Source organism: Streptomyces sp. CB02058, from assembly GCF_001905505.1.
Taxonomy (GTDB): domain Bacteria; phylum Actinomycetota; class Actinomycetes; order Streptomycetales; family Streptomycetaceae; genus Streptomyces.
The window spans coordinates 1,504,078-1,517,482 of sequence record NZ_LIPG01000003.1; the positions used below are offsets into that span (position 1 = coordinate 1,504,078).

14 protein-coding genes are annotated in these 13,405 nt (G+C 70.4%); 13 read left to right on the forward strand and 1 reads right to left on the reverse strand.

Translation table 11 applies throughout. From position 1 onward, the window contains the following. The first annotated feature begins 23 nt into the window (after positions 1 to 23). The 12 genes from AMK10_RS20050 to AMK10_RS20105 all read left to right on the forward strand — a co-directional run bounded on the left by AMK10_RS20050 (position 24) and on the right by AMK10_RS20105 (position 11,387). On the forward strand, positions 24 to 617 hold the full coding sequence (locus tag AMK10_RS20050) for a carboxymuconolactone decarboxylase family protein (RefSeq protein ID WP_073749168.1): 594 nt from the start codon (positions 24 to 26) through the stop codon (positions 615 to 617). A 38-nt stretch (positions 618 to 655) separates the two neighbouring features. Continuing rightward, positions 656 to 2,194: a sugar ABC transporter ATP-binding protein gene (locus AMK10_RS20055; protein ID WP_073749169.1), complete on the forward strand. Its 1,539-nt coding sequence runs from the start codon at positions 656 to 658 to the stop codon at positions 2,192 to 2,194. Continuing rightward, on the forward strand, positions 2,191 to 3,204 hold the full coding sequence (locus AMK10_RS20060; protein WP_073749170.1) for an ABC transporter permease: 1,014 nt from the start codon (positions 2,191 to 2,193) through the stop codon (positions 3,202 to 3,204). The genes AMK10_RS20055 and AMK10_RS20060 overlap by 4 nt, the downstream gene beginning before the upstream one ends. Before the next feature lie 33 nt (positions 3,205 to 3,237). Continuing rightward, positions 3,238 to 4,194, forward strand: coding sequence for a sugar ABC transporter substrate-binding protein (locus tag AMK10_RS20065; protein WP_073749171.1), 957 nt, complete (start codon positions 3,238 to 3,240; stop codon positions 4,192 to 4,194). A gap of 176 nt (positions 4,195 to 4,370) precedes the next feature. After that, on the forward strand, positions 4,371 to 5,282 hold the full coding sequence (locus AMK10_RS20070) for a LysR family transcriptional regulator (protein WP_073749172.1): 912 nt from the start codon (positions 4,371 to 4,373) through the stop codon (positions 5,280 to 5,282). Positions 5,283 to 5,440: 158 nt separating this feature from the next. Then, positions 5,441 to 6,364, forward strand: coding sequence for a VOC family protein (locus AMK10_RS20075; RefSeq protein WP_073749173.1), 924 nt, complete (start codon positions 5,441 to 5,443; stop codon positions 6,362 to 6,364). 37 nt (positions 6,365 to 6,401) lie between these two features. Further along, positions 6,402 to 7,850 (forward strand): NAD-dependent succinate-semialdehyde dehydrogenase, encoded by a 1,449-nt coding sequence (locus tag AMK10_RS20080; protein ID WP_073749174.1) that lies wholly within the window; start codon positions 6,402 to 6,404, stop codon positions 7,848 to 7,850. 6 nt (positions 7,851 to 7,856) lie between these two features. Further along, positions 7,857 to 8,645 (forward strand): fumarylacetoacetate hydrolase family protein, encoded by a 789-nt coding sequence (locus AMK10_RS20085; protein ID WP_073749175.1) that lies wholly within the window; start codon positions 7,857 to 7,859, stop codon positions 8,643 to 8,645. A gap of 28 nt (positions 8,646 to 8,673) precedes the next feature. Further along, positions 8,674 to 9,045 carry a VOC family protein gene (locus AMK10_RS20090; RefSeq protein ID WP_073749176.1) on the forward strand — a complete coding sequence of 124 codons (372 nt, stop codon included), beginning with the start codon at positions 8,674 to 8,676 and terminating at the stop codon, positions 9,043 to 9,045. 30 nt (positions 9,046 to 9,075) lie between these two features. Further along, positions 9,076 to 9,867, forward strand: a complete 792-nt coding sequence (locus AMK10_RS20095; protein ID WP_073749177.1) for an alpha/beta fold hydrolase — start codon at positions 9,076 to 9,078, stop codon at positions 9,865 to 9,867. Further along, complete coding sequence (locus tag AMK10_RS20100; protein WP_073749178.1) at positions 9,864 to 10,334, forward strand: GlcG/HbpS family heme-binding protein; 471 nt, start codon at positions 9,864 to 9,866, stop codon at positions 10,332 to 10,334. Before AMK10_RS20095 ends, AMK10_RS20100 begins: the two co-directional genes overlap by 4 nt. 3 nt (positions 10,335 to 10,337) lie before the next feature. After that, a complete protein-coding gene (locus tag AMK10_RS20105; protein ID WP_073749179.1) occupies positions 10,338 to 11,387 on the forward strand; it encodes a methionine synthase II (cobalamin-independent)-like protein in 1,050 nt (349 codons plus the stop codon). A gap of 62 nt (positions 11,388 to 11,449) precedes the next feature. On the opposite strand, the gene AMK10_RS20110 is transcribed toward AMK10_RS20105, so the two are convergent. After that, positions 11,450 to 11,737: a putative quinol monooxygenase gene (locus AMK10_RS20110; RefSeq protein ID WP_073749180.1), complete on the reverse strand. Its 288-nt coding sequence runs from the start codon at positions 11,735 to 11,737 to the stop codon at positions 11,450 to 11,452. Positions 11,738 to 11,940: 203 nt separating this feature from the next. On the opposite strand from AMK10_RS20110, the gene AMK10_RS20115 reads away from it, so the two are divergent. Further along, entirely contained in the window at positions 11,941 to 13,389 is a 1,449-nt protein-coding gene (locus tag AMK10_RS20115; RefSeq protein WP_241839592.1) for an aldehyde dehydrogenase family protein, read from the forward strand. Positions 13,390 to 13,405 lie beyond the last annotated feature (16 nt).

Here is a 13,405-nt window from a genome sequence, read left to right on the forward strand (position 1 = left end):
CGAATGAAAGGCAGCCAACTCCCATGAGAATCCCGGTACTCGCCGCCGAAGAAATGAACGAGCATCAGCAGGAACTTCACGCCAGGATCACTGCGCGCCGGGGCGGCGTCCGCGGGCCTTTCCGGGTGTGGCTGCAGAGTCCCGAACTGTGCGAGCGGGTGGAATCGCTCGGTGCCTTCGTACGATTCGATTCGAGCCTGCCGAAGCATCTGCGCGAACTCACCCTGCTGATGGCCGCGCGCCACTTCGACGCGCAGTACTCCTGGAACGCGCACGTGGCCGCCGCCGTCGAGGCCGGCATTCCGGCTGAGGCGATCCAGGCCATCGCCGAGCACCGGGCGCCGGTCTTCGAGGACGAGGGGGACGCCGCCTTCCACGCGTTCTGTCAGGAGCTGCTGGAGACCCACTTCGTGTCGGACGACACCTTCGCCCGCGCCCACAAGCACTTCGGTGCGCAGGGCCTGGTCGACACCATCGGCTCCCTGGGCAACTTCACCATGCTCGGCATGTGCCTGAACGCCTTCCAGGTCGACCTCCAGGCCGACCGGGAGCCCCCGTTCCCCGACATCCGCGGCTTCGAGCGCGTCACCGGCGGCGGGGACCGGTCCCAGCCGTGACAGCCCGTCCCGAGCCACGTACGAAAGGGAGCGAGGACGTGTCTGCCACGACTGCTCTTGGGTCCCCGGACACCGCGGTCAGGCCGGCGTCCGAGCCGGTGGTCCGCATCCGCGACCTCACGAAGAGCTTCGGCGGGGCCGTGGCTCTCAAGGGTGTCTCGCTGGACATCCACGCCGGCGAGGTCCATGCCCTGATGGGGATGAACGGTGCCGGGAAGTCCACCCTCGTCCAGCTCCTCTCCGGGGCGCACCAGGGGGACGGCGGCACCATCGAGATCGGCGGTACGAGCCAGTCGGGGCTGACCCCGCGCAAGGCCCGCCGGCTCGGCATCTCCACGGTCCCGCAGCGCCGCGAGCTGGTCATGACGCTGACGGTCGCCGAGAACATCCTCCTCGGGGACCTCCCGGTCTCGCGTTCCGTCGTGTCGTGGAAGTCGGTCGAGCGGCAGGCCCGCAAGGCCCTGCTCGACCTGAACATCGACATCGACGTGAACCGGACCGCGGGCGAACTGACCGTCGCGGAACAGACGATGGTCGAGGTGGCCCGTGAGGTGCGGCGCGGCGGCAAGGTGCTGATCCTGGACGAGCCGACCGCCTGCCTGGGAGCGGCGGCGGCGGACCGGATCAGGAACCTGGTGCGGACCCTGCGCGACGAGGGTATGGCCGTCGTCTACATCTCGCACTACATCGACGAGGTCCTCTCCGTCGCGGACCACGTCACCGTGCTCCGCGACGGGGCCGTCGTGCACGGCGGACCCGCCTCGGAGACCGACTCGGCCGGACTCGTCCGCCACATGGCCGGCCGCGACGTGGTGTCCCGGCGCCCCGAACGGCCGGCACCCGCACCCACGGTGGCCCTGACGGTGCGCGGCCTCTCCCACGGCAGGGACATCCGCGACTTCGGCGTGCGGGTGCGCAAGGGCGAGATCGTGGGTGTTCTCGGCCCGGCGGGCGACGCACAGTCCCGGCTGTTCGACCTGCTGTCCGGCCGCCGCCGTCCCGACGCCGGGGAGATGGAGGTGGGCGGGACCGGAGTTCCCTTCGGCCGCATCTCGCGCTCCCTCGCCAGCGGCCTGCGCTGCGTCACGGGCGACCGCCGGGCCCTCGGGCTGATCCCGGGTCTGTCCCTGGACGAGAACCTCATGCTCGCCACCGACCGGCTGAGCAGGCGCCGGCTCCAGCGCTGGACCGACATGACCCGCCGCGCCGCACCGCGCAGGCAGAGCTACGGGGTCGTCTCACTGACCCGCAACCCCGCGGTCGGCAGCCTCTCCGGCGGCAACCAGCAGAAGGTCCTGCTGGCCAAGTGGCTGGAGACCTCGCCCGTCGCCTGCTTCCTCGAAGACCCCACCAACGGTGTCGACGTGGCAGCCATAGCCGACATCCACGCACTGATCGACGAACTCGCCTCCCGGGGTGTGGCCGTCCTGCTCGCCTCCTCGTCCGCCGAGGAGGTCATGCGCCTGTCCGACCGCGTGATCGTCGTCAGCGCCGGCCGTGTGGTCGCCGAGCACGACGTCAACGCCATCACCCACGACGAACTCGTCGCCACCGCCCTCGGAGGACAACCCCGATGAGCATCACCGCTCCGCCGGAGTCACCCGGCACCAGGATCACTGCCAAGGGCGACGCCCGGAAACCCGGCCCCTTCCGTACGCTCGGCGGCATCCCGCACGCCGGTCTGATCGCCGTACTCGTCGTCGTCATCGTGTTCGCCGGAGTGGAGACCGACTCCTTCGCCACGTCGGTCAACCTGGTGAACGTCCTCCGGCAGGTCAGCGTCGTCGCCGTGCTGGCCGCCGGGCTCACGCTGCTGATGACGGCGGGAGGCATGGACTTCTCGATGGGCAGCAACGCCGCCGTCACCACCGCCGTGGCCGCGCAGTTCCTGGCGGACGGCAGGTCGACCACCTTCACCGTGGTCGTCGCGCTGCTCCTCGCCACGGCGATCGGACTCGTCAACGGCATCGTCGTGACCTACACCAACGTGGCACCCTTCGTGGCGACCCTCGCCACCGCCACACTCCTGGACGGTGTCGCGCTCCTGGTGCTCAACGGGCTCAGCGTCTCCATCGGGGACCATCTGTCCGCGCTGGGCTCGGAGAAGACCCTCGGCCTGCCCAACCTGCTGATCGTGGCGATCCTGGTCCTGCTGGTCGTCGGTCTGGTCATGAAGTTCACGGTCTTCGGCCGGGACGCCTTCGCGATCGGCGGCAACGAACACGTCGCCCGCCTCAGCGGCATCAACGTCAACCGGCAGAAGCTCGTCCTCTACGGTCTGGCCGGCGCCCTCTCGGGCCTCGCCGGGCTGATGCTGCTGTCCCGGCTCGGAGCGAGCAGCCCGGGAACCGGCGGCCTCCAGCTCCAGCTCACCGCGGTCGCGTCGGTCGTGATCGGCGGCACCATGCTCGCCGGCGGCTACGGAACGATCATCGGCACCTGCCTGGGAGTCGTGCTGCTCGGCGTCGTCGCCAACGCGCTGAACCTCCTCCAGGTGTCCAGCTACTTCCAGCAGATCTCCGTCGGCACCGTGCTGCTCATCGCCGCGATCGCCAACCAGCTCCACAAGAAGTCCTCACCGCACTGACCCTCTTCCCGTACGCATCGAAAGGCCCGACCCATGACCCTTTCTGCTCGTTCACGCAGAGCCACTGCCGCCTCTGCCGCCGGACTCGCTCTCGTCCTGAGCGGCTGCGGCGCCGGTGCCTCCGACGACGGAGCGGTATCGCTGGGGTTCGTCAACGGTGGTGACACCGAGTTCCACACCTGTCTCCAGGCGTCCATCAAGGACACCGCCGAGGCGAAGGACGCCAAGCTCTACACGGCCAACTCCCACCAGAACCCGGGTACGGAGCTGTCCAACATCGAGGACATGATCTCGCGCAACGTCGACGCGCTCATCGTGCAGACGGTCAACGTCGACGCGCTCAAGGGGGACATAGCCAAGGCCAAGAGCGCGAACATACCCATCTTCCTGACGTCCGTGGTGACCGACGACCCCACCGACATCCTCGGAGCGGTGGTCGTCGACCTCAAGCAGGTCGGCGAACTGGACGCCGGCTGGATCGAGAAGGACGCCGCGGGCAAGCCCGCCGAGGCCGGAGTGATCGCCGGCGCTCCCGGTGCCGCGTCCGACCTGCTGGTCAACGGCTTCACCAAGGCGCTGCCCGACAACGTCGAGGTCGTCGCCAACCAGCCGGGCATGTTCAACGCGGCCAAGGCGCAGGACGTGGCCGAGAACATGATCCAGGCCCACCCGGACCTGAAGTACGCCTTCGTGGCGAACGAGGAGATGGCCTTCGGCGCCCTCAAGGCGTTCCAGGCCGCCAAGGCGGACGTGAAGATCGTGACGGTCAACGGAACGGACCGCGGTGTGGCCGCCGTCAAGGACGGACGCTTCGCCGCGACCGTCGCCAACTCCGCGATGACGACCGGCCGCATCGCCATCACCAACGCCATCGCGCTGCTCGACAAGAAGAAGACGGACAAGATCGCGATGACGCCGATCAGCCTCATCACCGCCGACAACGCAGGCAGCGCCCCGCAGTACTGCTCCGCCGAGAAGAAGAAGTCCTGACCCCTCGCCCACGGCGCCGGTGATTCAGGACACCCGCGCCCCGCTCGGCCGCACCACCCGCACCTGGAGCCCCACGCCCATCCGTACGAACCGCACAAGGGCCCCCACGCTCGACCGCACCAATCACACCTGACACGGCCGGAGGCGCCTCCGGCCGTGACGGGGCCGGAGGAAACATGGACCGTCTGCTTCTGATGCGAAGCTTCGTGACCGTCGCCAACGTAGGCAGCTTCAGCGGAGCCGCCAAGCTGCTGAGCTCCTCGGGATCGCTCGTCTCGCGCCATGTGGCCGAACTCGAGCGGCAGATCGGCGTCCGGCTGGTCAACCGCACGGCCCGCTCCGTGAGCCTCACCGAACCGGGCCTGCGCTACGCCGAGTTCTCCGCGCGCATACTCGAGGAGATCGAGGCGGAGGACTCCACGATCGCCCAGCGGCACGACAGGGCGGAGGGTTCGCTCAGCATCATCTGCCCCAAATGGATCGGCAGCCTGGACCTCGGCGACGCCATCGCGGCATTCTCCGCCGCGCATCCGAAAATACTCGTGCGTTTCGAACTGGGCGGAATGTCGGACCGGACCTACGATTTCCTCGACAGCGGATTCGACGTCGCTTTTCACACCCGGGACCTACGGGATTCGAGCGTCCGTCTCAAGAAGGTCTCCTCGCTCCCCTTCGTGCTGTGCGCGTCGGAGGATTACCTGGAGAAGCACGGCACGCTCTCCCACCCGAACGACATCGCGGCGCACGACTGCCTCGTCCATGTGAACGACCCGGTCTGGCGGATCGGGCACGGACACGCGAGCACCCTGCACAAGATCCGCAACGTCGCGTTCTCGTCCAACTCCTACATCGCGCTGCAGAAGGCCGCCCTGCACGGCCGCGGCATCGCGCTGCTGCCGCAGAGGCCGGCGTACGACGACCTCATCTCCGGGGCGCTCCAGGTGCTCCTCCCCGAGCTGGCCGTGCCCGACCGGCCCCTCTACGCGATCTACGGCCCGGGGCAGGACACCCCGCGCAAGGTCACCGTCTTCCTGGACTTTCTCACCCAGTGGTTCTCCAGCAATCCCATCGCCGCGATCACCAGATGAAGAGGGAGCGCGCCGCCCGTGAATGCGACCGGCTGCGCAACAAACGATTGCGGCATCCGTGATCAGGGGCCGTTGAGGCGCCCGTAACGGGAAATTACGATCAGCTGAGCCGGCGTCCGCGCAGATTCCACGGACGCTGTCCGCGAAATGAGGAGTTCATGGGAATCCAGAGAATCGAATCGGTGACCTACGGCGTCGACGATCTCGACCGGTGCGTGCGCTTCTTCGAGGACTTCGGTCTCGCGCTCGTGGAGCGGACCGGGGAGCGCGCCACGTTCGAGACGCTCGTCGGGCAGACCCTGCACCTCGACACGGCCCCCGACCCGTCGCTGCCGCAGCCTCTGGAGGCGTCGCCGACCATCCGCGAGGTCGTCTGGGGCGTCGACACCCCGGAGCGGCTGAGGGCGCTGGTGGCCGCCGTCGCCGCCGACCGTGAGGTCGTCACCACCGACGACGGGACCCACCACAGCGTGGACGAGACGGGCTTCGGCCTGGGCCTCACCCTCGCCAGGCCCCGTGAACTCCCCGTGCCCGAGGTGCGCCGGCCGAACGTGTCGGGCAGTGTGCGCCGCTGGAACGAGCCGCTCGGCCCCGTGGGCCGGGTGCGGCCCCTGCGCATGTGCCATGTCGCCCTGAACATCCCCAAGGAGGGCCAGGAACGGGCCGTCGCCTTCTACACCGACCGGCTGGGTTTCCGGGCGACCGACATCGTCAAGCCGATGGGCACCTTCATGCAGTGCGAGGGCGACGACGACCAGCACAACTTCCTGCTGTGCCACCGTCCCGACCGGGCCGGGGTCAACCACGTGTCCTACGAGGTACCCGGCTTCGACGACGTCATCGAGGGCGGCAACCACATGATCGCCCAGGGGTGGACGGAAGCCCGCAGGCTCGGCAGGCACACCGTCGGGTCCAATGTCTTCCGGTTCATCCACGCACCGTGCGGAGGCCGCGTGGAGTACGCGGCGGACATGGACAGGGTCGACGACTCCTACGGGACACGCGTCCACGAGACCACGCCGCCGCACCACATCTGGACCCTGCGCAGTTCCCGTGACGCACCCGGGAACCCCGCCTCCTGACCACCCACCCGCCGAGCGTGAGAGGGCACACGCACCCATGACGACGCATCACGACTACCCCGCCATCCGTATGTACATAGCAGGCGAATGGTGCGAGGGAGGGACCGGACGCACCGCGCCGGTGCTGAACCCGGCCACCGAAGAGGTGATCGGGCACGTACCGCTCGCCACCGCCGCGGACCTCGACCGCGCGGCCGACGCGGCCACCGCCGGCTTCGCGGTCTGGCGCGACACACCGGTCGCCGAGCGTACGGCGATCCTGTACAAGGCCGCCGACCTGCTGGTCTCCCGCAGCGACGAGGTCGGCCGGATCATGACCCTGGAGCAGGGCAAGCCGCTGCGCGAGGCGAGCGGCGAAGCCAAGCGCGTCGCGGGCGCGCTGCGCTGGGACGCCGACGATGCCCGCCGCGCCTACGGCAGGGTCATCCCCTCCGAGCAGGGCACCCTGCTCACCGTGCGCCGCCGGCCCGTCGGCCCGGTCGCCGCCTTCACCCCGTGGAACTTCCCCGCCGGCGGGCCCATGCGCAAGATCGCCGCGGCCCTCTCGGCCGGATGCTCGATCATCATAAAGGCCTCCGAGGAGACCCCGGGCACCGCCGTGCAGCTGGTCCGGTGCTTCGAGGACGCGGGCGTCCCCGCCGGTGTGCTCAACCTGGTGTTCGGCGAGCCCGCCGAGGTCTCCGCCCATCTCATCGGGCACCCGGCGACCCGGCTGATCGCCTTCACCGGCTCCGTGCCCGTCGGCAAGCTCCTGTCGGCCGCGGCCGGCGCCGAGATGAAGCCCTCCCTCATGGAGCTCGGCGGTCACGCCCCGGTCATCGTGTGCGAGGACGCCGACCCCGTGGCCGCCGCCCGCCGTGCCGCCGCCGCCAAGTTCGCCAACGCCGGACAGGTCTGCACCTCGCCGAGCCGCTTCCTGGTGCACGAGAGCCTCCTCGAGGAGTTCACCGAGGAGTTCGTCCGAGCGGCCGAGGCGGTCGTCGTCGGCGACGGGCTCGACGAGGGCGTCACCATGGGCCCGCTCGCCAACGAGCGCAGGCTGAAGGCCGTCGAGGCGCTCACGGCCGACGCCGTGGCCAAGGGCGCCAAGATACGCACCGGAGGCGAACGCCTGGACCGCGCGGGCTACTTCTACGCCCCCACCGTGCTCACCGGCGTACCGCACGACGCGACGCTGATGTCCGAGGAGCCCTTCGGTCCGATCGCGCCGATCGTCCCCTTCAGCGACCTCGGCGAGGCGCTGCGGATCGCCAACTCGCTCCCCTACGGACTCGCCGCCTACGGGTTCACCCGCTCCACCGCCACAGCCGAGCGCCTCACCCGGGAGTTCGAGGCGGGCATCCTCTCCATCAACCACTGCGGGGGATCGGTCCACGAGGCGCCGTCCGGGGGAGTCAAGGCCAGCGGTTACGGCCGCGAGGGCGGCCCCGAGGGACTCGACGCCTACCTGGTCACCCAGCGCGTCTCCCACCTGCTGGCCGGCTGAACCGCCGTGCGATACACCCGAGTCTCCATCGGCGGGCGCGCGGTGTGGGGCCGTGTCGAGGACGACGCGGTGCGCCTGCTGTCCGACTCGCCCCTGGAGGGCGACCCCACGGTCATCGGCACGGTCCCGCTCGCCGAGGCGTGCTGGCTGCCCCCCGTCGTCCCGCCCGTCTTCTACGCCGTCGGCATGAACTACCCGCGCCACATCGAGCACGCCCGGCTGCTGGGCGACAAGGCCGCGGTCACCCCCGAACGGCCGGAACCCGGCTACCGGGCCAACAACGCGCTCACCGGGCACGGCACGGCGATCGTGAAGCCCGCCGGGGTCCGGGGCAGGTTCGAGGCCGAACCCGAGCTGGTCGCGGTCATCGGCCGGACCCTGCGGCACGCCACGTACGAGGAGGCGCGGGACGCCGTCTTCGGCTGGACGATCGGCAACGACGTCAGCGCCCGCACCTGGCAGCACGAGGACCGCTCGTTCTGGCGCAGCAAGAACAGCGACACCTTCAAGCCCATGGGCCCCTGGATCGAGACCGATGTCGACGCCCTCGCCCAGACCACGACCCTGCGGGTCAACGGCGAGGTCCGCGCCACGTTCCCGACCGGCGACATGGTCTTCGACCCCTTCGACTACATGGCCGAGATGAGCAGGCACCTCACCCTGCACCCCGGTGACGTCCTGTGGATGGGCGCCGAGTCCACCTGCCGGATCGAGGCCGGCGACACCGTCGAGGTCGAGATCAGCGGGATCGGCGTCCTGTCGAACCCCGTACGGGCGGAGAGCGCCCACCCCTGACCACCGCACCCCCGAAAGGCAGCAAGCCGTGAGCAAGGAACCCCGCTACATCCACCACGTCAACTTCCCCACCACCGACCCCGACCGCACCGCCGAGTGGTACACCAAGGTCTTCGGAATGAAGAGGATCATGCCGAAGTCCAACACCCGTGTCGTGCTGATGACCCGCGGCAACTTCGACCTGCACTTCACCCCGGTCGAGGAGATGGACCGGATGGCGCCCTACCACTTCGCCGTCGAGGTCGACGACTGGGACGACTTCATGGAACACCTCGCCGAGCTCGGCATCCGCCACACCCGCCCGATCGAACGCCCCGAGAACCAGTCGAAGTTCTGCTACATCCACGACCCCGACCACACCATGATCGAGCTGGTCTTCCACGGCAGGCGCCCCAACTGAGCCGCAGCGCTCGCTAAGGAGATCCCTTCCATGCCCTACGTCGATTCCGACGGCGCTTCCCTCTACTACGAACGCCACGGCAGCGGCCCCGCGATCGTCCTCGTGCACGGCTCCGGAGGTCATCACGCGGCCTGGTGGCAGCAGGTGGCCGCGCTGCGCGACGAGTTCACCGTCGTCACCCTCGACCTGCGCGGCTTCGGCAGGACGGAGCTGTCCGCACCGCAGACCGAGTTCGACGGCCAGGCCTTCCACGGCGACGTCGTCGCCGTACTCGACCAGGAGGACCTGACCGACGCCATGCTGGTGGGACAGTCCATCGGTTCCGTCGCCGCCCTGCGCGCCGCGCTGGTGCGCCCCGAGCGGGTGAGTTCCGTGGTGCTTGGCCACTCCCTCGGCGGGATCAGCCACCCCGAGCTGAGGGAACTGGCCGCGGCCGACCGCGCCGAGGCCGTCAAGCTGCCCGTCATCGACCGGCTGCTCACCAGGGACTTCCAGCGGGAGCGGGCCGACCTCACCTTCCTCTTCCAGCAGATGGGCACGTTCAACGTCGCCACCATGCAGGACCTGCGCAACCTCGACACCGACGGTCCCGGCCTCGACGAGATCCGCGAGGCGGGCGTCAAGGTCGCGTTCCTCGCCGGGGAGAAGGACGCGGTGCTCAGCGTGAAGACGGTGACCCGCGCCCACGAACTCGTGGAGGGCTCCCACCTGGAGATCGTCCCCGGGGCCCCGCACTCCATGTACTGGGAGACGCCGCAGCGCTACAACGCCGCCCTCGCCCACCTGCGCCGCACCCTCACCGCCCCGAAGGAAGCAGCATGAGCAACATCACCCTGGCCGCCGCCGAAGAGATCATCGACGCCGCCCACCAGCGCGCCATGGAGCTCGGGAAGGCCGTGAGCGTTGCCGTGGTGGACGCCGGAGGCTTCCCGGTGGCCATCCGCCGCCCGGACGGGGCCCGCCCGCTCACCCCCGACATCGCCAGGGCCAAGGCGTACACCGCAGCCGTCATGCAGCGCCCCGGCAAGATGCTGAAGAAGTGGCAGGAGAGCCAGCCCGTCTTCTTCTCCCAGCTCTCCCAGCTGCCCGGCGCGGCCCTGCCCATCCTCGCCACCGAGGGCAGCATGACCATCAAGAAGGACGGCGAGATCATCGGCGGCCTCGGCATCGCGGGCGGCACCGCGGACGAGGACCAGCGGATTGCCGACGACGTCCTCGAATCACTCGGCTACGAACTGGAGTTCGCCGCCTGGGGCGTCTCCGGCAAGCCCGCCGGAAAGGACGCCTGAGCCATGGCGGACACGTTCAACTACCGCATCGACCACCACGGCAGCCTGGTCCGGCCGGCTGCCCTGCTGGCCGCCCGCGACCGGGCCGCCGCCGGCGGCCCGGACACCGAACTGCACGAGGCCGAGCTCGCCGCGGTCAAGGAAGCCGTCGTCTTCCAGCGCAGGCTGCGCTCCACGGTCGTCACCGACGGGGACATGCCACGCGCGGACTTCCGCAGCGCGGTCCTCGACGGGGTGTCCGGCTTCCGGCGCACCGGCGAGGAGTCGGGCGGTCTGGCCCGCTGGGTCGCGGAGTCCCTGCCCAAGGCCGACGGCCCGCTGCTCGCGGACTGGGCGGACCGGATCGGTGAGCTCACGCTGATCGCCCCCAAGGCGTCCCTGCCCTCGCCGGCCTACCTCGCCGCCACCTGCTTCGACCCGGACGCGGCGGGTCGGGGCGGCCCCGCCTCCGCCCGTGAGCTCGGTGAGGCGCTGGCGGAGATCATCCGCGCGGAGATCCAGCTGCTCATCGCCCGGGGCGTCCGGCTGATCCAGCTGAACAACCCGCTCCTGCTCGCCCACACGGCGGCCGATCGCGGTGGGGAGGGCGCGCTCTCCTTCGAGGACGCCCTCGCCGTCGATGCCCTGGCCGTCCCGACGGGGGAGCGCCCCGAGGGTGTCCGGGTGGGCCTCGCGCCCGGCTGGGCAGCCCCCGAGGCGGTGGACACGGCCAGGGCCGAGCGCCTGTACGCCACCGTTCCCGTGGACCGGTGGATCCTGCCGTACGACAAGGGAACCGGCGCCGAACTCGACCTGCTGCGGGCCCTGCCCGAGGACCGGGACGCCTGTCTGGGGGCGGTCGACGCGACCAGCCCCGAGATCGAGGAGATCGACACGGTGATGGCGCGGATCGACGCCGCCGCCGAGGTCAAGGACCTGGAGGACATGGCTCTCTCGCCCTCCCGGGGCTTCGAGGACGTCGCGGGCCGCCCGCTCCTCGGCGCCGAGGACCAGAACCGCAAGCTGATCCAGGTGGAGACGCTCGCCCGCTACTGCTGGGGCAACGAGTTCTGACACACGGCCGCCGGGGCCGGCCCACGGGAGGCCGGCCCCGGCGGCCGGAGCGCCGTCCGGTGCTACAGGACGTCGGCGAACGTGACGGACCGCTCGGTCAGCAGAGGGCGCACCGTCCGCACGATCAGTTCGTCGAAGTAGCCGGCCCCGGCGTGGGCGTCGAAACCGGCCCGGTCGGCGTACCGCTCGTACAGGACGAAGGCGCCCGGCCTGTCCACCTCCGCGTGCACCTCGTACCCCTGGTTCCCCGGCTCGTTCAGGGTGTGCTCCCGCATCGAGAGGAGCGCGGTGCGCACCGTGCCCTCGTCGGCGGGGTCGCAGCGGTAGTGGGCGATGACGGCGAAAGCCATGGGTCGTTCTCCTTGTCGGATACGGCGTCGAGCGTGCCGATTCCAGCACAACGCACGCCCGCGGGGCCGTGCGTGACGTGCAAGCAATGTCTGCCGCCGCGGCCCTGGTCACCTCTCCGGACTTCCTGTGTTGTCGTCACGACCACACACCGACCCCTCTGCACACCGCGGACCGCCGCGGTCGAACGGGAGCAATGATCCAGATGCGCACCATGGAAACCCTCCTCGGCGGACAGTGGGTGGCGGCCGACGAATGGCTGCAGGTCCACGACCCGTCCGACACGCGCACCCCCGTCGCCCGGGTCCCCGCGCTGGGAGCCGGCGAGGTGGCCCGGGCCTACGACGAGGCGGAGAAGGGCTTCGCCGTCTGGCGCCGCACCAGCCCCTTCGACCGGGCCAGGATCTTCCACGAGACGGCCCGGCTGCTCAGGGAACGGGCCGCCACGATCGCGGAGGCCGTGGTCGCCGAGAACGGCAAGACCCTCCAGGAGGCGGGCGGCGAGGTCCAGAAGTCCGCCGACTTCTTCGAGTACTACGCCGGGCTGGCCCGCAACGGCTACGGCACCCTCATCCACGACGCCCGCCCCGACACCCGGACGAGCTTCCACCACGAGCCGGTCGGCATCGTCCTGGCCATCACACCGTGGAACGACCCGCTCCTGACGCCCGCCCGCAAGCTGGCGCCGGCGCTGGCCACCGGCAACGCCGTCGTCCTCAAGCCCGCGTCCGAGACTCCGATGTCCGCTCTCCACCTGGCCCGCGCCCTGCACGACGCCGGTCTGCCCGCCGGGGTGCTGGGAGTCGTCACCGGGCGCGGCGGCAGGATCTCCGCCCCGCTGGTCGGCGACCCGCGCGTCGCCGCGGTCACCTTCACCGGCTCCAACTCCGTCGGCGAGGGGCTCCGCGCCTCCCTGGCCGACCGCAACGTCCGCTTCCAGGGCGAGCTGGGCGGCAAGAACGCCACCGTCGTGCTCGCCGACGCCGACCTGGGAGCCGCCGTGAAGGCGCTGATGGTCGCGGGATTCGGACAGGCCGGCCAGCGGTGCACCGCCACCAGCCGGGTCCTCGTCGAACGCCCGGTGTACGAGGAGTTCACCCGCCTGCTCCTGGACGCCGTCGCCGCGCTCAGGCTCGGACCCGGCGCCTCCGGCTCCACCGGCGTCGGCCCGCTCGTCAGCACCGGCCAGCGCGACAGCGTCCTCAGGGACATCGAGCGCGCCGTGAAGGAGGGCGCGAGGGTTCTCACCGGCGGCGAGGCCCCGCAGGACGAGGAGTACGCCCACGGCTGCTACGTCCGCCCGACCGTCCTGGGCGACGTCACCCGGGAGATGGCCGTCTGGCGCGAGGAGGTCTTCGGACCCGTCGTCGTCGTGCGCCCCGTGGACGGCTTCGACGAGGCCGTCGCCGAGGTCAACGACTCGGACTTCGGGCTCGCTGCCGCCCTCTTCACCCGTGACCTGCGCTCCGCGCACCGCTTCGCCGACGAGGCCGACTGCGGCCAGGTCGCCATCAACACCGCGACGACCGGCTGGGACGTGCACCACCCCTTCGGTGGCTTCCACGACTCCGGCTCGGCCTTCAAGGAGCAGGGCACCGAAGCCCTGCGCTTCTACACCCGCGTCAAGACCGTCGCCTTCAACTTCGGTTGCTGAAGGACGGGTCACAGCA